This window comes from Klebsiella sp. KP20-425-1 (genome assembly GCF_025813515.1).
Classification (GTDB): domain Bacteria; phylum Pseudomonadota; class Gammaproteobacteria; order Enterobacterales; family Enterobacteriaceae; genus Klebsiella; species Klebsiella pneumoniae.
In genome coordinates, this window is the sequence record NZ_CP109614.1 from 1,070,093 (window position 1) to 1,087,224 (window position 17,132).

A 17,132-nucleotide genomic window follows, 5' to 3' on the forward strand; every position below is an offset into this window, starting at 1 on the left:
GAGGGATAAACGGGACTAATCGGGATATACTGTCTGAATATTTTTGACAATCATCCGGACGACGATGCTTAATCTTCAGCGCGTGACCATGTTTATCGCCGTGGTAGATGCCGGCAGTTTCACCCTGGCCGCAGCGGCGCTGGGGCAGACCAAGGCGGTGGTCAGCTTTAACGTACGGCAGCTGGAAAATGAGCTGGGGGTGACGCTGCTGCTGCGTTCGACGCGGCGTTTGCGGCTCACTGACGCCGGGGTGCTGTTCTATCAGCGCGGGGTGGCGCTCCTGAACGCGGCGGAAAATCTCCAGGATGAGGTGCGGGCCAGCCATAGCGGCTTAAGCGGGGAGCTACGGATCACCACCACGCCGGAGTATGGCGCGCAGGTTATCATTCCAGCGCTGGCCGCGTTCGCCCGTCGTCATCCGGCGCTGCGGGTGCGCCACGTCTCCTCCTCCCATCATGCCGACCTCATTTCAGAACGATTTGATGTGGCGATACGCCTCGGTACGCTGGCCGATTCCCGCTATCGGGCGACGCGGATAGCCAGTTTCGCGATCCTGCCCGTCGCCTCTCCGGCCTGGCTGGCAAGCCATCCGGTGCAGACGCTGTCCGATCTGGCGCAAGCTGAGTGGATTATTCACGAGCGCCTGCCGACGCCGCTGCGCTGGCAGCTGCGCACGGATCACCAGACAGAGGTGGATTTCGCGATAGCCAGCGCGCCGCGGTTTTCTGCTGATAGCGCTACGGCGCTGATGAGCTTTGCTCTGGCGGGATGCGGCGTCGCCTTGCTGCCCGCATGGCTGGTAGCCAAAAAGGTGGCGCAGCGGGAGCTGGTGCCGCTCCTGCCGGAATACCATTTCCCACAGCAGGGCGTGTATGCCCTTTATCCCGACTCGCAGCATTTGCCGACCCGGGTGCGGGCATTTATTGACTTCCTGCGCGAGAAGGTCGGCTAAGCGCCCGTTCAGGGCGCCATCATTTTGTGCACCAGCCGGGAGAACTGCTCGCGCTCGTCATCGCTCAGACGGCCGAGAAACTCGTCATCGACCTCATTGCCCTGCGGAATGGAACGGTTAAGCAACGCCTCGCCTTCGTCGGTCAGATAGACAAAACGGCGGCGTTTATCGGCCGGATCGTGCTCCCGGCGCACCAGGCCGCGCGCTTCCATTCGGCTGAGCATCTCCGCCAGCGTCGCCTTGGTGCTGACCGCCGCTTCAATCAGCGCCACCTGTTCGATCCCGGGGTGCTCCGCTACCGAGCGCATCACCGCATACTGAGGTTTAGTCAGGTCCGGCAACGCCTGCTGCCAGCGGGCGGTATGCTGTTGAAAAAGCTGGCGCAGCAGGTGGAATGCTTCGTTTCGTAACTCCATGAATACTCCGTAACAAAACTGTCACCTCTATGATAGCCGTTCGTACGCCTTTTTATACCCTTTCTGCGTTTTGATTAAAAATGCGCACGTATACGAACGATCTTGCCAATAAGAGCTGGAGGGGGTAGTTTAAATATAAAGTTCGTACACGAACAAAAGTAATGAGGTCTGGAATGAAACTGATTATTGGGATGACGGGGGCCACCGGGGCACCGCTTGGGGTGGCATTGCTGCAGGCGCTGCGCGATATGCCGGAGGTGGAAACCCATCTGGTGATGTCGAAATGGGCCAAAACCACCATCGAGCTGGAAACGCCCTGGACGGCGCGCGAAGTGGCCGCGCTGGCGGACTTTTCCCACAGCCCGGCAGACCAGGCCGCCACCATCTCATCCGGTTCATTTCGTACCGACGGCATGATCGTTATTCCCTGCAGTATGAAAACGCTTGCAGGCATTCGCGCGGGTTATGCCGAAGGGCTGGTGGGCCGCGCGGCGGACGTGGTGCTCAAAGAGGGGCGCAAGCTGGTGTTGGTCCCGCGGGAAATGCCGCTCAGCACGATCCATCTGGAGAACATGCTGGCGCTGTCCCGCATGGGCGTGGCGATGGTCCCGCCGATGCCAGCTTACTACAACCACCCGGAGACGGTTGACGATATCACCAATCATATCGTCACCCGGGTGCTGGATCAGTTTGGCCTCGACTATCACAAAGCGCGCCGCTGGAACGGCTTGCGCACGGCAGAACAATTTGCACAGGAGATCGAATAATGGCTTTTGATGATTTGCGCAGCTTTTTGCAGGCGCTGGATGACCAGGGACAACTGCTGAAAATCAGTGAAGAGGTGAACGCTGAGCCCGATCTGGCGGCGGCCGCCAATGCGACCGGACGCATCGGCGACGGTGCCCCGGCGCTGTGGTTCGATAATATTCGCGGCTTTAACGACGCTCGCGTGACGATGAACACCATCGGCTCGTGGCAGAACCATGCCATCTCGCTGGGCCTGCCGCCTAACACGCCGGTGAAAAAGCAGATTGATGAGTTCATTCGCCGCTGGGATAACTTCCCGGTGACGCCAGAGCGCCGCGCCAACCCGGCGTGGGCAGAAAATACTGTTGATGGCGATGATATCAACCTGTTCGATATTCTGCCGCTGTTCCGCCTCAACGATGGTGACGGCGGTTTCTACCTCGATAAAGCCTGTGTCGTTTCGCGCGATCCGCTGGATAAAGATAACTTCGGTAAGCAAAACGTCGGTATCTACCGCATGGAAGTGAAAGGCAAGCGCAAGCTCGGCCTGCAGCCGGTACCGATGCACGATATCGCGCTGCATCTGCACAAAGCGGAAGAGCGTGGGGAAGATCTGCCGATCGCCATTACCCTCGGTAACGACCCGATTATTACCCTGATGGGCGCCACGCCGCTGAAATACGATCAGTCTGAATATGAGATGGCTGGCGCGCTGCGCGAGAGCCCGTATCCCATCGCTACCGCGCCGCTGACCGGTTTTGACGTGCCCTGGGGTTCGGAAGTGATCCTCGAAGGGGTCATTGAAGGGCGTAAGCGTGAGATCGAGGGGCCGTTCGGTGAATTTACCGGTCACTACTCCGGCGGTCGTAACATGACGGTAGTGCGTATCGACAAAGTCTCTTATCGCAGCAAACCGATTTTTGAATCGCTCTACCTCGGTATGCCGTGGACCGAGATTGACTATCTGATGGGCCCGGCGACCTGCGTACCGCTGTATCAGCAGCTGAAGGCCGAATTTCCGGAGGTGCAGGCGGTCAACGCCATGTACACCCATGGTCTGCTGGCGATCATCTCCACCAAAAAACGCTACGGCGGTTTTGCCCGCGCGGTGGGCCTGCGGGCGATGACCACTCCCCACGGCCTCGGCTATGTGAAGATGGTGATCATGGTTGATGAAGACGTCGACCCGTTCAACCTGCCGCAGGTGATGTGGGCGCTCTCCTCGAAGGTTAACCCGGCGGGAGACCTGGTGCAGTTGCCGAACATGTCGGTCCTTGAACTTGACCCAGGCTCCAGCCCGGCAGGCATTACCGACAAACTGATTATCGACGCCACCACCCCGGTTGCGCCGGACCTTCGCGGTCACTACAGCCAGCCGGTGCAGGATCTGCCGGAAACCAAAGCCTGGGCTGAAAAACTGACCGCTATGCTGGCCAACCGTAAATAAGGAGAAGAAGATGATTTGTCCACGTTGCGCCGATGAAAAGATTGAAGTCATGGCGACCTCGCCGGTGAAAGGGGTCTGGACCGTGTATCAGTGCCAGCACTGTCTTTACACCTGGCGAGATACCGAGCCGCTGCGCCGCACCAGCCGCGAACACTATCCGGAAGCGTTCCGCATGACGCAGAAAGATATCGATGAGGCGCCGCAGGTGCCGCACGTACCGCCGCTATTGCCGGAAGATAAGCGTTAATGAAAGGGGCCCGCTAAGTCGGGCCTTTTTTATATTTAGTACAATTATGGAAATTATTTTTTCATTAAATTAAAAAATTACGTGAAGGGTTAATATACCGGGATGACTTTGCGAGCCTGCATCCAGATTATTATAAAATTCGTCTGATTAATTCCTTGCAGATAAATTTCACGCCCTGACGAGTGTAGAATTGCGGCGGGTGCTTGAGGCTGTCTGGCCTTGAGCATTACCAGGACCCCAGACAGACGAAAGCCCCAGGAGATATTTCTATCAACTGAGGCTAGCGAATGAACATAGACAATTCAGATGTTAGTCTCTTCTTTGCAGGGAGGCAAGATATGCTGACAAAATATGCCCTTGTGGCAATCATCGTACTCTGTATTACGGTACTGGGATTTACGCTGTTGGTGCACAGCTCACTATGCGAGCTGAGTATTAAAGAGCGTAATATTGAGTTTAAAGCTGTTCTCGCTTACGAATCGAAGAAGTAGCATCCGCGCGGGGGCAACCCCGCGTATGGGTTGTCAGGACGCATCCTCTAGCACCCATTTTTTTGTTTACTAAAACGGCAGCGCTTCACAGCGCTGCCGTTTTTCACCTTAATGGGTGGCTAGACCAGGCTTTTCAGACGGTAGATCCACTCCAGCGCCTGACGCGGGGTCAGGGAGTCCGGATCAAGATTCTCCAGCGCCTCAACCGCAGGCGAGGTCTCTTCCGGGGCGGCGAGTAGCGACATCTGCGTGCCGTCGACCTGGGTCGCCGCCGCGTTGGGCGAGATACTCTCCAGCTCGCGCAGTTTCTGCCGCGCGCGCTTGATCACCTCTTTCGGCACCCCCGCCAGCGCGGCGACCGCCAGGCCATAGCTCTTGCTGGCCGCGCCGTCCTGCACGCTGTGCATAAAGGCGATGGTATCGCCGTGCTCCAGCGCGTCGAGGTGGACGTTGGCGACGCCTTCCATTTTCTCCGGCAGCTGGGTGAGCTCGAAGTAGTGGGTGGCGAACAGCGTCAGCGCCTTGATTTTGTTGGCCAGATTTTCCGCACAGGCCCACGCCAGCGATAGCCCGTCGTAGGTGGACGTGCCGCGGCCAATCTCATCCATCAGCACCAGGCTATGCTCGGTGGCATTGTGCAGGATATTGGCGGTTTCAGTCATCTCCACCATAAAGGTCGAGCGGCCGCTGGCCAGGTCATCCGCCGCGCCGACGCGGGTGAAGATGCGATCGATGGGCCCGATCTCCACCTTCTGCGCCGGGACGTAGCTGCCGATATAGGCCAGTAGCGCAATTAGCGCGGTCTGGCGCATATAGGTACTTTTACCGCCCATGTTCGGCCCGGTAATGATCAGCATCCGCCGCTGCGGCGCCAGCTGCAGCGGGTTAGCGATAAACGGCTCTTTCAGCACCTGCTCGACCACCGGATGGCGGCCTTCGCTAATGCGAATGCCTGGCTTATCGCTAAAGGTCGGGCAGCAGTAGTTCAGGGTTTCCGCGCGTTCCGCCAGGTTGACCAGCACGTCCAGCTCGGCCAGCGCGCTGGCGCTGGTTTGCAGATCGGCGAGATGCGGCAGCAGCAGGTCGAACAGTTCGTCATAAAGCTGTTTTTCCAGCGCCAGCGCTTTGCCCTTGGAGGTCAGCACCTTATCTTCGTATTCCTTCAGCTCAGGAATAATATAGCGTTCGGCGTTTTTCAGCGTCTGGCGGCGCACGTAGTGGATCGGCGCGAGGTGGCTCTGGCCGCGGCTGATCTGGATGTAGTAGCCGTGGACGGCGTTGTAGCCGACTTTCAGGGTATCGAGGCCCAGCCGCTCGCGCTCGCGGATCTCCAGCTTATCGAGATAATCGGTGGCGCCATCGGCCAGCGCCCGCCACTCGTCCAGCTCTTCGCTATAGCCCGGGGCGATGACCCCGCCGTCGCGGACCAACACCGGCGGGGCGTCGATCACCGCACGCTCCAGCAGTTCGCGCAGTTCGGTGAACTCGCCCATTTTCTCGCGCAATTTTTGCACCGGCTGACTGTCAACGTCGGCCAGCAGCTCACGCAGCAGAGGCAGTTGCTGCAGGGCATGACGCATGCGGGCAAGATCGCGCGGCCGCGCGGTACGCAGCGCCAGACGCGCCAGAATACGCTCCAGATCGCCGACCTGGCGCAGCACCGGCTGCAGCTCGGTATAGCGCTCCTGCAGCGCGCCGATGGTCTGCTGGCGCTCCACCAGCACGGCGGTATCGCGGACCGGCATATGCAGCCAGCGCTTGAGCATCCGGCTACCCATCGGCGTCACCGTACAGTCGAGTACCGAGGCCAGGGTGTTGTCGGTGCCGCCGGCCAGATTCTGGGTGATCTCGAGGTTACGGCGGGTGGCGGCATCCATAATGATGCTGTCCTGCTGGCGTTCCATGGTGATGGAGCGGATGTGCGGCAGCGAGGTACGCTGGGTGTCTTTGACATACTGCAGCAGGCAGCCGGCGGCGCACAGGCCGCGCGGGGCGTTTTCGACGCCGAAGCCGACCAGATCGCGGGTGCCGAACTGCAGGTTTAGCTGCTGGCGCGCGGTGTCGATTTCAAATTCCCACAGCGGGCGACGGCGCAGACCGCGGCGGCCCTCGATCAGCGACGATTCGGCAAAATCTTCCGCATACAGCAGTTCCGCCGGGTTGGTGCGTTGCAGCTCTGCCGCCATGGTTTCGCGGTCGGCCGGTTCGCTCAGACGAAAGCGCCCGGAGCTGATATCCAGCGTCGCGTAGCCGAAGCCTTTGCTGTCCTGCCAGATGGCGGCCAGCAGGTTGTCCTGGCGCTCCTGCAGCAGCGCTTCATCGCTAATGGTGCCCGGGGTGACGATACGCACCACTTTACGCTCGACCGGCCCCTTGGTGGTGGCCGGGTCGCCAATCTGCTCGCAAATGGCCACCGACTCGCCCTGATTGACCAGTTTGGCGAGGTAGTTCTCTACGGCGTGGTGGGGGATGCCGGCCATGGGTATCGGTTCGCCCGCGGAGGCGCCGCGCTTGGTCAGCGAGATATCGAGCAGCTGCGAGGCGCGTTTCGCATCGTCATAAAATAGCTCGTAAAAATCCCCCATCCGGTAAAACAGCAGAATGTCAGGATGTTGCGCCTTTAGCTTGAGATACTGCTGCATCATCGGCGTGTGGGCGTCGAGATTGTCAATTGTGCTCATGGGGTGTTATCCAGATCCCTGATTTGAAATGGCTGCGATTTTGTAGTTGTCGTCGTTATCACATGGATGAGACATAATAACGGAGATGGGCAGGTGAGGGAAACCGACGAAAGCACGCGGCGCGATCCGGATTCCAGTTGCAGAGGGGGCGGGGTACCGTCACAGTAATTGAACCGCCGCCACGCGATCGTCTTCATACATTACGTTCGCCGTCGATGTTGTTCTGCCTTCTGGCCGTAGACCTCGTTACGACAACGGCTTGTGGTTGCTAGTCGTAAAGCCATTTACCTGCTTTTGCTGATTCGGCAAACATTTTGATAGTTAAAGGTTTACGCGTTTTTTCTACATCTTCTCGTTTTACTTTAAACCACCGAGTTAGCATTGGAGTATTCTCCCAAGGGAAATAACACGACCATTTAACACTGGAAAGATCAACATTAAATTTTTGTTCAAATTTATTTAAAGCGTCATGCAGATCGTCGCCGGGAGCATCAAATAAGTCATAATCAAGTTCCAATGGGATTTCTTTCCAATTTTTATCTAAACGGGTTGAGATCTCATCTTTAAACAAGTCTAAAACCTGATCTTGAATGCTTTTCATTAAAAGGATGTCCATTGTATACGGTCTTTGGGGCGAGCTATTAGGTTGTATTTTTCCTGAGTTTTTCTTGAAACTTGATAAATTGAGTTTACAAGTCCTATCCAACCTAACCACGGAACATAACGGGCGATAACAGCAGCAAGACTATTCGTTTTTCTCATTCTTACACCAACGGGTGTAGGAACCCTAATACCAAATGGAGTTTTTGCATTTCTCAGAAGCATCCTTCCATATTTAGAAACAACACTTGTTCCTTTTATTGCCTCTCCTGGCTTTGTTCTGGTTTTTAGCCAAGGTTGCCCGGCGAGGATAGCGGCACCAGATTCAATACCAATGCCAAGTTCGTCACAAAATTGTTCAAGAAAAATGACATCAAAAAGTTCACCAGCCGAAAGATTGGATTGTCCGTGATAGAAATAGGTTCCATTTAGTTCTTCTGTCGTATCCATTTGCTCATCTATTATGCTGTTTGTCTTTCATTCCAGGCATCGGTGAAAATTATATTTCCGTCACAATGTTTCCAGGTGATCTTCTCATATCTAAGTTCGACAGATTCAAGATGGTTGTTGTTCTTGTCTTCTGGGGAAGCCATTGTAGGAGATATTGATACGATTCGGACGCCTTCAAGTAGCATATTGAAGTATTCCACTTCTTGACCAGCATCGCTGATTTTATACCATTTGATTTCAGCAGATTTCAGGTTCTGACCAGTAGCTACTGCTTTGTAGAGGTATGGACTGGAATAGTCGAATTCTTTAACGATGATCATTGGTGAGTGCTGACGAGTGCCGGTAGGCTTGCCAGTGGCATGATCAGTGGGAATGGAGAGATTGTGATGAAACCCTTTAAATTCGATGCTGAACTCCCTGTCTGCAACATCACAACCACCTTTGATTAGTGCCCCACCGTCGTCGTATATCCACATATTACCTGGAATAGCCATGCTTCTTCTTCCCTCTATTATCATTAGTAAGAAAACAGTGTATCGAGTTGATTAAGCGCAGTAAATAATCAATGTGTCGTTTTTGGATTAATACGGGAAATATCTTCTCTGTAATGATGGTTTATATTTAAAAATAGCTGTCGTAAATATTTCATTGGGTTATTACGCCATTGGTATAGATTTTAAATATAAATGACCCTCAATAATATAATGCAGGCAATTATTGCCAGAAAGCGTAAGCGCGGCGCGATCCGGATTCCAGTTGCGCCGCGCGGGGATTATGGCGCCAGATAAACCTGGGGGACCGCGTTGTCCGGGTGCTGGACGAGGCGGACATCCGCCCCGTACCAGCGATGGATAACCGGCTGCTGGATCACCTCCTGCGGCGTGCCCTGGGCGACCAGATGTCCCTGGTGGAGCAGCAGGATGCGGTCGGCCCACAGGGCGGCGAGGTTAAGGTCATGCAGCACCACGCAGACGTGCAGTTGCCCGCCGGCGGTGAGCCGTTTGAGCAAACGCAGCAGGTGCTGCTGATAGTAAAGGTCCAGCGCCGAGGTGGGCTCATCGAGAAACAGCCAGCCCTGCGGCGCGCCGTCGCGCCATAGCTGCGCCAGACAGCGGGCCAGCTGTACCCGCTGCTGCTCGCCGCCGGAGAGGCCGGGATAGCGGCGACCGGCAAGGCCATCGCAGCCGGTGACGGCCATCACCGCCGCCAGCACCGCCGGATCCGCCGTCGCGCCCCACGGTGAGCGTCCCATGGCAATGACCGTTTCCACCGTCCAGTCGGCCTGCAGGGCTGTTCGCTGCAGCATGACCGCCCGCCGGCGCGACAGCGCCTCGGGGGACCAGGCCTCCAACGGCTTGCCTGCAAGATGGCGGGTGCCGCTGTCCGGAGTCAGATAGCCGGTCAACAGGCGCAGCAGAGTGGATTTCCCGGCGCCGTTCGGCCCGATAAGCGCCGTCATCTCGCCGCCGCGCAGCGCGACGGAGACGTTGTCGATAATCTGTCGTTTACCAAGGTGAAGTGACAGCCCCTGGGCGCAGTATTCATTAACCATGTCTGGAGTTCTCCCGACGAAAGACCAGCCACAGAAACCAGGGGGCGCCCAGCAGGCTGGTGAGCAGACCGACCGGTATCTCCGCCGGCGCCGCCACGGTGCGGGCCAGGGTGTCGGCCAGCAGAAGCAGGATCGCGCCGGCCAGCAGCGAGCCGGGGATCAGTCCGCGATGGTCCGGTCCCAGCCACAGGCGCATCAGGTGCGGCACCACCAGGCCGATAAAGCCGATGACTCCGCTGATGGCCACCGCGACGGCCACCAGCACCGCGCTGCACAGCAGCAGCCAGCGCTGCAGCGCCTGCACGTTGACCCCAAGATAGTGCGCCTCTTCATCGCCAAGCTGCAGCAGATTGAGGCGGGACGCCATCCACCACACCGCCAGCGCCGCAGGGATAATCAAGGTCGCGGCCACCAGCAGCGTCGGCCATTCGGCCTGGCCCAGACTGCCCATTCCCCACAGCGACAGCTGGCGCAGCTGGGCGTCATTGCTCAGCCAGGACAGGACGCCGACCAGCGCGCCGCACAGCGCGTTGATGGCGATCCCCACCAGCAGCAGGCGCGACAGCGAACCCTCCTCCGCCCGACTGAGGATGAAAATCACCACCATCACCGCCAGGCTGCCAATAAACGCCGCCAGCATCGGCATATACAGAGCGATCAGCCCCGCAGCGGAGAACGGGAGCACCAGCCAGCTGGCCACCGCCAGCGCGGCGCCGCTGCTGATGCCCAGCAGGCCCGGGTCGGCAAGCGGGTTGCGAAACAGCCCCTGCATCACGCAGCCGGAGAGGGCCAGCGCCGCGCCCACCAGCAGGGCCAGCAGCACCCGCGGCAGACGGATGGTCAGCCAGATATGGCGCAGCATGTCATCCCCGGAAGGCAGCAGGTTGACCAGCGGCAAGCGCATGGCGCCGAGGGTGGTGGCAAACAACGTCAGGGAGACCAGCAGCAGCGTCATCAGCAGCAAACGGCGAGCGAGGGCAGGGCGCATCAGGGCAACTGCTCCGCTTTGTTTCGCAGCGCGATTATCGCCTGCGGTGTGCGCGGCCCGAAGCCCAGCAGGGCCATATCGTCGATCGTCAGCAGCTGTTTATGACGCCCCGCCGGGGTCTGCGCCAGGCCGGGCAGTTTCCACAGCCCGGCTTCGCCGCCCATCCCTTTGAGACCATCGGCGGAGATCACCACCAGATCCGCCTGGCTGGCGGCGACCCCTTCCTGCGACATGGCGCGATAGTGGTCGAAGCCCTGCATCGCGTTCTGCAATCCGGCGGCGCGAATGGCGCCATCGGCCGCGGTATGCTGTCCGGCCACCAGGGTATTCATTCCGCCGTGGCTGAGAATAAACAGCACCCGCTTAGCAACCGGCTGCGTTGGAATGGCGGCGATCTGCTGCTGGAGCTGCTGGCGCAGCGCGTCGCCTGCCGCCGTTTTGCCTAACGCTTCGGCAATGACAGCAACTTTGTTATCGATCGCGGACAGACTTTCGCCGCCCGGCACGTTCACCACCTTCACCCCGCTCGCCTGCACTTTGTGTAAGACCAGCGAGGGCTGCGCCTGGGCGCTCGCTAACACCAGCTGCGGGCGTAACGCGAGGATCCCCTCGGCGTTCAGCTGTCGCAGGTAGCCGACGTCCGGCAACTTTTGCGCCGCCGGGGGCCAGCTGCTGGTGCTGTCCCGCGCCACCAGGCTCTCCTCCGCGTGAAGGGCATAAACGATCTCAGTGACATCTCCGCCGAGGGTGACGAACCGCTCAACGGCGGCGTGGCTCAGCAGCGGGAAAGCGATGAAGAGCAGTAACCAGCGCATCATGCGGGCTGCCCTTCACGGGTCAGGCGGTCTACCTGCTGGCGCCATTGCGTCTGCTCGGGATGCCCCTCGCTGCGCTGGCCGTAGAGCTGGGCAATCTGGGTGCCGTCTTTAGCGAACAGTTCGACGCTGGTGACGTGTCCGTCCGAAGTCGGCTTGCGGGTCACCCACACTTCATCGAGGCTCTCTTCGCGCAGATGCAGGGTAAAAGTAGTATTGAAGATATTCAGCCAGCCGCGCATGGGGGCCAGCTTTTCCAGGGCGCCGGTAAAGATCTGCACGCAGCCGCGATTGCCGACGAAAATCATGATTTCATTGCCCTCCTGGCGCACCGTCTCCAGCAGCGACGGCAGCGCATGGCGAGCCACGCGGCAGGCGAGGTCGTCGCTCACCAGACGGAAGGCCTGCTGGCGGGAAAGCTGATATTTACGCAGCAGACCGAAGAACTGGTGAACGTCGGTCATCGCGCGCCAGTCGTTCTCCAGGGCGGCGCCGTCGGCGGTATCGGCATATTTCACCGGCTCCAGCGGGCGCAGGGTCAGCGGTGCCGGCGCCGCCACCCGATATTCCGCGATCAGGGTCTCCCAGGCCGCCATGTCGGTCTGCGTGGTCGCATAGACTTTCAGCAGGGCGTCGCCGTGGTGGTCGAAAAACTGGATGCTCTGACGGCCATTATCGTTCAGATGGAAGGCGCTGGCCCACTGGCTGAGGAACAGACGCAGGTCGAGCGCACGCGGGTTCAGCACCAGCCCGGCGTGGCCGCTGAGGTGCTGGTGCGTGAACTGGCCCACCTGCTCATGCACGGCATACTCGTTGCGGCAGATGCATTTGGTTTCGCCGACGCGCTCCAGGGCGGCAATCAGCGTCCGGGCGTCATCGCTCAGGCGCACGGCATCATGGCCGAGGCGGGCGGCGGTCAGCTCGGCTTCGCTGATCCCCATTTCCGCGGCGATATCGCGGGCATATTTCGCGGTACTGGCCGCTTTGGTGGCCTGGTAGCGCTGCCACAGGTCAGGGTGTGCATTTGGCATAATCATATCCTTCTCGACGATGAATATCCCCGGCCGGCGGGCCGGGGGCAGGTGCGTTATTATTCGGGCAATCAGAAGTCGACGTTGACGCCCAGCTGCCAGGTGCGGCCCGGCATCACCGCCAGCGCTTTATCGTTGGCGTCCTGGTTGGTGCCGGTCTCGATATTGCGGCTGCTCAGGTAATCCCAGTATTTACGATCGGTGAGGTTGTAGACCCCGCCATTGAGGCGCACGTTTTTCGCCACCTGCCAGTACGCGGTCCAGTCCAGCATGCCGTAGCCCGGCACGCGCATATAGTCGCTGCTGGCATCGGTGATGGCGGATCCGCTGTTGCTGTAGCTTTCGCGGTTGGTGGCGGTCGCCTGTTTCCCTTTGACAAAGGTCGCCGTCAGGGCGGTGCCGTAGCGTTTCGCCGGATCGTCCCACGCCACGCCGACGATGGCTTTCATTGGCGCCACGCTGTCGAGGTCGACGTATTTATCGCCGCTGTAGCTGGATTTCGATTTCCCTTCGCTATAGCCGAGGGCGAGGGTGGCGCTCAGGCCGTCCACCTGCTCAAACCAGGTGCCAAAGTTAAATTTAGTGCTAATCTCACCGCCGTAGATATAGGCTTTATCGCGGTTTTCCGCCTGATAAATGGTGTAGATGTTCGACGGCACATTCGTGAACTGGCCCGGATTGTTGGCGCGGGTATAGCGGGTATAGGCGATAAAGTTCTTATAGCTGTTGTAGAACAGCGCCGTGCGCAGGGTGATGCCTTCGGTAACTTCCCCTTTCAGCCCCCACTCGAGATTATCGCTGGTTTCCGTCTTCAGATCGGTATTGCCGATCAGGGCATACTGCTGGCTGCCGGCGTAGCTGGAGCCGAGGTTCCAGGAGCCATACAGCTGGCTGGCGTTGGGGAACTGCGCCCCGCGCTGGTACTGCAGGTAGGTCATCAGGCGCGGGGTGAGGTCGTACTGGAAGGTCAACGACGGCAGAACCTGGGTATCGCTGTTTTTGCCGTACAGATTCGCCACCGACGATTCGCTCAGCACGCTGCTGTTGGCGGCGAGATCGGACAGATTTTCCGGCTTAGTCGATTGATGCACCACGCGCACGCCGGGAATAACGGCGAAGTTGTGGCTGTCGAGATCGAAGTTGATCTTATCCTGGACAAAGCCGCCGAGGGTGTAGCTGCGGCTGTCTGCCTCCGGCTGCATGATCTCGCTGTAAACGCTGGGGATCGGCGACTGGCTGAACGGCCGCTGGGTTTTGCTGGTGCTGGCGTTGAAACCGGCGCTTAGATCGTGGCGGCCCAGGGTTTTCGCCAGCGCAGTCTGCAGGCCCCAGGTGTCGGTATCGTAGTTAGAGTTCACCGTCTGCATTCTGCGGGTGACGCTGTCCGGCATATAAGTCCAGTCATGGGCTTCGGTATGCTGGTAGTAGATTTTTGTGGAGACGCTGTCGAGGTAGTCGTTCATCGGCGTCCAGTCATCCTTCAGGCTCAGGCCCCAGCGCCGGGTCTGGCTGGTCTGGTTGGCGGTGCCGATGGTGCTGTTGCCGCTGGAGTCCCAGGTATCGTAGTGGGTGTGGTTGGTTTTATGGTAATAGTCGAAGGTGCTGGTTAGCTTGTGCTCATCGTTAGGCTGCCAGATCCCGGAGGCCAGAAAAGCATCGGAGTGCCAGTTCGCCGGGTAGGCGTCGACGGTGCCGCTGTTGTTTTCGGTTTCCTGGCCGTCACGGCGGCTATAGACCAAAATCCCGCGCAGGAACTCATCGCCGCCGGCGACGGTCACCCCGTTGTGCCAGCTGCGATCCGCAGAGTCGTAACCGCTGCGGTAGCCGAAGGCACTGGTCTTGCCCGGACGCAGGTAATCATCCGCCGATTTCGGGCGGAAGGAGACATTCCCCCCGATAGCGCTGTTGGCCGTTTCCGTCGAGGTGGCCCCGGACTGGATATCCACGCTGCCGTACATATACGGGTCGATATAATCGCGGCCGATGCCGAAGGTGTTGAGCCCGGCGCGGCCGACGTAGCCGCGGCCAGTGGCGTTGGGTTGCGCGATACCGTCCACGTCGATACCGACGCGGTTGCTCTCCATACCGCGAATGTTGTAGCCGGTGTAACCTCCGCGGTCGAATCCGCTTTTACCGTTGCCGGAGCCGCCGCTGGCCCCGGTGGCGCTAATGAGCGGCTCATAGCGCATGATCGAGCCAAAATCGTTAGCGCCTTTATTCTCCAGCTCCCGGGCGCTGATGCTGTGTTCGCTACCGGCTTTCTGCACCGGCGCGGGGGCGGTGACGGTCATTTGTTCCGAGGTGTCATCCACCGCCTCGCCGCTAACGGCGGAAGTATCTGCTGCGATGGCAGAAGTCTGATAAATTGCTGCAAACAAAGAGGTCACCAGCAGGCGTTTTTTACACCATGCTGCTGACGGAGTCGATTTGTACATAGTCGCCACGCCTTGATCGTTATTAGTATCGGCTCACGCGTTACTTCCAGAGTTGCAGGTTGCTCCGTCTTTTCCGTTGCGGATAGGGTCTTACTCCATTTGTTGATTGCGAATGGTAATGATAGGTATTATCGTTTGCAACAAAATAATCATGTGTTCTTCATTTAAACTGCACTTTGTTTACAATTTGCCCTTTCAGACTTAGCGAGACGACGATGAACTCAAAAGCGGCCATCACCATCACCTACTGTTCCCAGTGCAACTGGATGCTGCGCGCCAGCTGGATGGCGCAGGAGCTGTTACATACCTTCAGCACCGACATCGCCTCGGTGACGCTGGTGCCGGGGACCGGCGGGATCTTCACGATCAATGTCGACGGTCAGCAGATCTGGGAGCGCAAGCAGGATGGCGGTTTTCCGGATGCGGCCGAGCTGAAACGCCGGGTGCGCGATGTCTGCTTCCCGGAGAAGCCGCTGGGCCATGTGGATAAAGGTGACCAGAAGGGGTGACAACCCCCTCCGGACGACAAGCGCCCGGAGGATAAACCGTTAGCGGGCTAACTGCACGTCAACCAGCACGCTTTGTCGGCGGGTGCGTATGAGGGATACCGCTTCTTCCAGCACGCCGGGGAGATCTTCGGCCCGGGAAACTGACAGGGCCGCCGCGCGGCTGGAGGCGGCGATCGCGGCGAAATCCGGCGAGGTGGTAAAGGCGGTGGCCGGAATGGTTTCCGCGCGGGCCGCGTAGCCGTCCGGGTAGAGCGCTTTGGTGCCGCCCGCGACGGCGCCCCACCCGCCGTTATTTCCGACCACGACGAGGACAGGAAGCTTCATTACCTCTGCAATATGGTGGCAGACCGCAGGGTTGGCGAACAGGTACGACCCGTCGCCGACGGCGGCAATAATCAGCTCTTCCCGGCGCGCAAGCTGCAGCCCCAGCGCGATGGGCAGGGCTTCGCCCAGGCCGCCGGCCAGCGCTTCCTGGTAATAGCTCTCGGCTTGGGTCAGTCCGGCAAACTGCGGCAGCGTGGTCAGTTCAGAAACGATCCGGCCGCGGTGTTGATTAGCCAGATGGCCGAGGCAGTAGCTGAGCCAGGGTTTGGTAATGGCCCCGGTCTGGCTGGCATGGAGAAGCGCGTCGCGCTGGTTTTTCTGTTGCTGGATGCGGTTCTGCGTATATGCCGCCCGCTCCGCCACATGCTGCTGGCGGGCGGCCTGCAGCGGGCGCAGCGCCTCTTCCAGCAGGCTGAAGACTTCATCGGTCTCGCCCGCCAGGTTGATGTCCGCGCGATAGCCGCGCACCGGGTAGCGGGAGAAGAGCGGATCGGGGCCCATCTGGATCACGGTGCAGTCCTGGCGACAGTCGCCCTCGGCGATCATCCATGGTGCCTGCGAGTCGACCACCAGAATCACATCGGCGTCAGCGAGCCAGACGCTGGGATCAGCCCCGGCGAGCAGGGGATTATCGGCGCTCAGGGTAACCTCGGTGCCCCAGTATTCCACCAGAGGGATCGCCCATTCGCGCACCAGACTATCGAGGCGCGCAAAGCCTTCCGCCGTTCGGGCGCCGCGCTGGGCGAAGATGACCGGGTGTCTGGCGCAGGCGATTGCCTCGGCTGCGCGGGCGATATCTTCCCGGACTGGCGCATAGCGGACCGGCTGCTGCGAAGGGCCAGCCTGCAGCGCGGCCTCATCGACGGCAAAGGTTTCGCACAGTGGCTCACGCGGTAAGCTCAGGTAGACCGGCCCTTTCGGCAGGGAGCTAGCGATCGCCCAGGCCCGGTCAACATGCTCGCCGATCTGATCGGCCAGCCGCAGTTCAAAATCCCACTTCACGGATTCACGGATCAGCGCCGCCTGGTCGCGCATCTCCTGGCCGTAGCCAATCGGCGTATTGCGGCAGCCGAAGTGGGAATGTTCGCTTATCGGCGTGCGGCCGCCAAAAATCAGCACCGGAATATTGCTGTTCGCCAGATTGATGACGCCGCAGGCGGCGTTGGCTAGCCCGACGTTGGTGTGAACCATCACCGCCTGCACCTTGCCGGTGCCGAGGTAATAGCCATGGGCCATGCCGATGGCGGCGTTTTCATGCGGGCAGATCACTAACTCCGGTACCTTTTGCCCGGTCGCCCGGGCTTTTGCCCAGGCTTCAATGACTGGAGGATAATCGGTGCCCGAGTTGATAAAAATATACGCCACGTCCAGCGCCTGTAGCCGATGCAGTAACAGTTCAGCAGCCGATAATGTGATAGAGGCCATATTCTCTCCGTATTCACGCGGT

The 17,132-nt window shown here is 59.2% G+C and carries 17 protein-coding genes; 6 read left to right on the top strand and 11 right to left on the bottom strand.

Annotation, left to right across the window (positions count from 1 at the left end):
* The first annotated feature begins 64 nt into the window (after window positions 1-64).
* Entirely contained in the window at window positions 65-952 is an 888-nt protein-coding gene (locus OHJ17_RS05320) for a LysR family transcriptional regulator (RefSeq protein WP_004181081.1), read from the top strand.
* An 8-nt stretch (window positions 953-960) separates the two neighbouring features.
* Here the strand turns inward: OHJ17_RS05320 and OHJ17_RS05325 are convergent, their stop codons facing one another.
* The gene (locus OHJ17_RS05325; protein WP_002915102.1) at window positions 961-1,368 is read right to left on the bottom strand and encodes a MarR family winged helix-turn-helix transcriptional regulator; all 408 of its coding nucleotides are present in this window, start codon (window positions 1,366-1,368) and stop codon (window positions 961-963) included.
* 173 nt (window positions 1,369-1,541) lie between these two features.
* Here OHJ17_RS05325 and OHJ17_RS05330 point away from each other — a divergent pair, with 173 nt between their 5' ends.
* The 4 genes from OHJ17_RS05330 to OHJ17_RS05345 all read left to right on the top strand — a co-directional run bounded on the left by OHJ17_RS05330 (window position 1,542) and on the right by OHJ17_RS05345 (window position 4,300).
* A complete protein-coding gene (locus OHJ17_RS05330; RefSeq protein WP_002915099.1) occupies window positions 1,542-2,135 on the top strand; it encodes a non-oxidative hydroxyarylic acid decarboxylases subunit B in 594 nt (197 codons plus the stop codon).
* Entirely contained in the window at window positions 2,135-3,562 is a 1,428-nt protein-coding gene (locus OHJ17_RS05335) for a non-oxidative hydroxyarylic acid decarboxylases subunit C (protein ID WP_004151060.1), read from the top strand. The genes OHJ17_RS05330 and OHJ17_RS05335 overlap by 1 nt, the downstream gene beginning before the upstream one ends.
* A 10-nt stretch (window positions 3,563-3,572) precedes the next feature.
* Window positions 3,573-3,809 carry a non-oxidative hydroxyarylic acid decarboxylases subunit D gene (locus OHJ17_RS05340; protein ID WP_002915098.1) on the top strand — a complete coding sequence of 79 codons (237 nt, stop codon included), beginning with the start codon at window positions 3,573-3,575 and terminating at the stop codon, window positions 3,807-3,809.
* A 338-nt stretch (window positions 3,810-4,147) separates the two neighbouring features.
* Window positions 4,148-4,300 (top strand): Hok/Gef family protein, encoded by a 153-nt coding sequence (locus OHJ17_RS05345; protein WP_002915097.1) that lies wholly within the window; start codon window positions 4,148-4,150, stop codon window positions 4,298-4,300.
* A gap of 119 nt (window positions 4,301-4,419) precedes the next feature.
* Here the strand turns inward: OHJ17_RS05345 and mutS are convergent, their stop codons facing one another.
* From mutS to OHJ17_RS05390, 9 genes are all read right to left on the bottom strand, one after another.
* A complete protein-coding gene (gene mutS / locus OHJ17_RS05350; protein ID WP_004151059.1) occupies window positions 4,420-6,981 on the bottom strand; it encodes a DNA mismatch repair protein MutS in 2,562 nt (853 codons plus the stop codon).
* A 268-nt stretch (window positions 6,982-7,249) separates the two neighbouring features.
* Entirely contained in the window at window positions 7,250-7,597 is a 348-nt protein-coding gene (locus OHJ17_RS05355; RefSeq protein ID WP_008806210.1) for a DUF1493 family protein, read from the bottom strand.
* Entirely contained in the window at window positions 7,582-8,031 is a 450-nt protein-coding gene (locus OHJ17_RS05360; RefSeq protein ID WP_004188736.1) for an STM2901 family protein, read from the bottom strand. The genes OHJ17_RS05355 and OHJ17_RS05360 overlap by 16 nt, the downstream gene beginning before the upstream one ends.
* An 11-nt stretch (window positions 8,032-8,042) precedes the next feature.
* Entirely contained in the window at window positions 8,043-8,525 is a 483-nt protein-coding gene (locus OHJ17_RS05365) for an Hcp family type VI secretion system effector (protein ID WP_015958886.1), read from the bottom strand.
* Window positions 8,526-8,803: 278 nt separating this feature from the next.
* Window positions 8,804-9,583 carry a heme ABC transporter ATP-binding protein gene (locus OHJ17_RS05370; RefSeq protein ID WP_004149516.1) on the bottom strand — a complete coding sequence of 260 codons (780 nt, stop codon included), beginning with the start codon at window positions 9,581-9,583 and terminating at the stop codon, window positions 8,804-8,806.
* The gene (locus OHJ17_RS05375; RefSeq protein ID WP_004174663.1) at window positions 9,576-10,571 is read right to left on the bottom strand and encodes a FecCD family ABC transporter permease; all 996 of its coding nucleotides are present in this window, start codon (window positions 10,569-10,571) and stop codon (window positions 9,576-9,578) included. The genes OHJ17_RS05370 and OHJ17_RS05375 overlap by 8 nt, the downstream gene beginning before the upstream one ends.
* On the bottom strand, window positions 10,571-11,389 hold the full coding sequence (locus tag OHJ17_RS05380; RefSeq protein ID WP_004900130.1) for a heme/hemin ABC transporter substrate-binding protein: 819 nt from the start codon (window positions 11,387-11,389) through the stop codon (window positions 10,571-10,573). The genes OHJ17_RS05375 and OHJ17_RS05380 overlap by 1 nt, the downstream gene beginning before the upstream one ends.
* Complete coding sequence (locus OHJ17_RS05385) at window positions 11,386-12,417, bottom strand: hemin-degrading factor (protein ID WP_004185408.1); 1,032 nt, start codon at window positions 12,415-12,417, stop codon at window positions 11,386-11,388. Before OHJ17_RS05385 ends, OHJ17_RS05380 begins: the two co-directional genes overlap by 4 nt.
* A 71-nt stretch (window positions 12,418-12,488) precedes the next feature.
* Window positions 12,489-14,852, bottom strand: a complete 2,364-nt coding sequence (locus OHJ17_RS05390) for a TonB-dependent receptor domain-containing protein (protein ID WP_004174666.1) — start codon at window positions 14,850-14,852, stop codon at window positions 12,489-12,491.
* Window positions 14,853-15,067: 215 nt separating this feature from the next.
* On the opposite strand from OHJ17_RS05390, the gene OHJ17_RS05395 reads away from it, so the two are divergent.
* A complete protein-coding gene (locus tag OHJ17_RS05395) occupies window positions 15,068-15,361 on the top strand; it encodes an Rdx family protein (protein WP_004174667.1) in 294 nt (97 codons plus the stop codon).
* A gap of 39 nt (window positions 15,362-15,400) precedes the next feature.
* On the opposite strand, the gene OHJ17_RS05400 is transcribed toward OHJ17_RS05395, so the two are convergent.
* The gene (locus OHJ17_RS05400; protein WP_004900126.1) at window positions 15,401-17,110 is read right to left on the bottom strand and encodes a thiamine pyrophosphate-requiring protein; all 1,710 of its coding nucleotides are present in this window, start codon (window positions 17,108-17,110) and stop codon (window positions 15,401-15,403) included.
* Window positions 17,111-17,132 lie beyond the last annotated feature (22 nt).

What these genes read in the sequence shown, in the direction of transcription:
- OHJ17_RS05390 (WP_004174666.1), bottom strand. Translation starts at nt 14,852, where the DNA reads ATGTACAAATCGACTCCGTCAGCAGCATGGTGTAAAAAACGCCTGCTG.
- OHJ17_RS05355 (WP_008806210.1), bottom strand. Translation starts at nt 7,597, where the DNA reads ATGGACATCCTTTTAATGAAAAGCATTCAAGATCAGGTTTTAGACTTG.
- OHJ17_RS05395 (WP_004174667.1), top strand. Translation starts at nt 15,068, where the DNA reads ATGAACTCAAAAGCGGCCATCACCATCACCTACTGTTCCCAGTGCAAC.
- OHJ17_RS05335 (WP_004151060.1), top strand. Translation starts at nt 2,135, where the DNA reads ATGGCTTTTGATGATTTGCGCAGCTTTTTGCAGGCGCTGGATGACCAG.
- OHJ17_RS05375 (WP_004174663.1), bottom strand. Translation starts at nt 10,571, where the DNA reads ATGCGCCCTGCCCTCGCTCGCCGTTTGCTGCTGATGACGCTGCTGCTG.
- OHJ17_RS05365 (WP_015958886.1), bottom strand. Translation starts at nt 8,525, where the DNA reads ATGGCTATTCCAGGTAATATGTGGATATACGACGACGGTGGGGCACTA.
- OHJ17_RS05385 (WP_004185408.1), bottom strand. Translation starts at nt 12,417, where the DNA reads ATGCCAAATGCACACCCTGACCTGTGGCAGCGCTACCAGGCCACCAAA.
- mutS (WP_004151059.1), bottom strand. Translation starts at nt 6,981, where the DNA reads ATGAGCACAATTGACAATCTCGACGCCCACACGCCGATGATGCAGCAG.
- OHJ17_RS05370 (WP_004149516.1), bottom strand. Translation starts at nt 9,583, where the DNA reads ATGGTTAATGAATACTGCGCCCAGGGGCTGTCACTTCACCTTGGTAAA.
- OHJ17_RS05345 (WP_002915097.1), top strand. Translation starts at nt 4,148, where the DNA reads ATGCTGACAAAATATGCCCTTGTGGCAATCATCGTACTCTGTATTACG.
- OHJ17_RS05325 (WP_002915102.1), bottom strand. Translation starts at nt 1,368, where the DNA reads ATGGAGTTACGAAACGAAGCATTCCACCTGCTGCGCCAGCTTTTTCAA.
- OHJ17_RS05400 (WP_004900126.1), bottom strand. Translation starts at nt 17,110, where the DNA reads ATGGCCTCTATCACATTATCGGCTGCTGAACTGTTACTGCATCGGCTA.
- OHJ17_RS05340 (WP_002915098.1), top strand. Translation starts at nt 3,573, where the DNA reads ATGATTTGTCCACGTTGCGCCGATGAAAAGATTGAAGTCATGGCGACC.
- OHJ17_RS05360 (WP_004188736.1), bottom strand. Translation starts at nt 8,031, where the DNA reads ATGGATACGACAGAAGAACTAAATGGAACCTATTTCTATCACGGACAA.
- OHJ17_RS05330 (WP_002915099.1), top strand. Translation starts at nt 1,542, where the DNA reads ATGAAACTGATTATTGGGATGACGGGGGCCACCGGGGCACCGCTTGGG.
- OHJ17_RS05380 (WP_004900130.1), bottom strand. Translation starts at nt 11,389, where the DNA reads ATGATGCGCTGGTTACTGCTCTTCATCGCTTTCCCGCTGCTGAGCCAC.
- OHJ17_RS05320 (WP_004181081.1), top strand. Translation starts at nt 65, where the DNA reads ATGCTTAATCTTCAGCGCGTGACCATGTTTATCGCCGTGGTAGATGCC.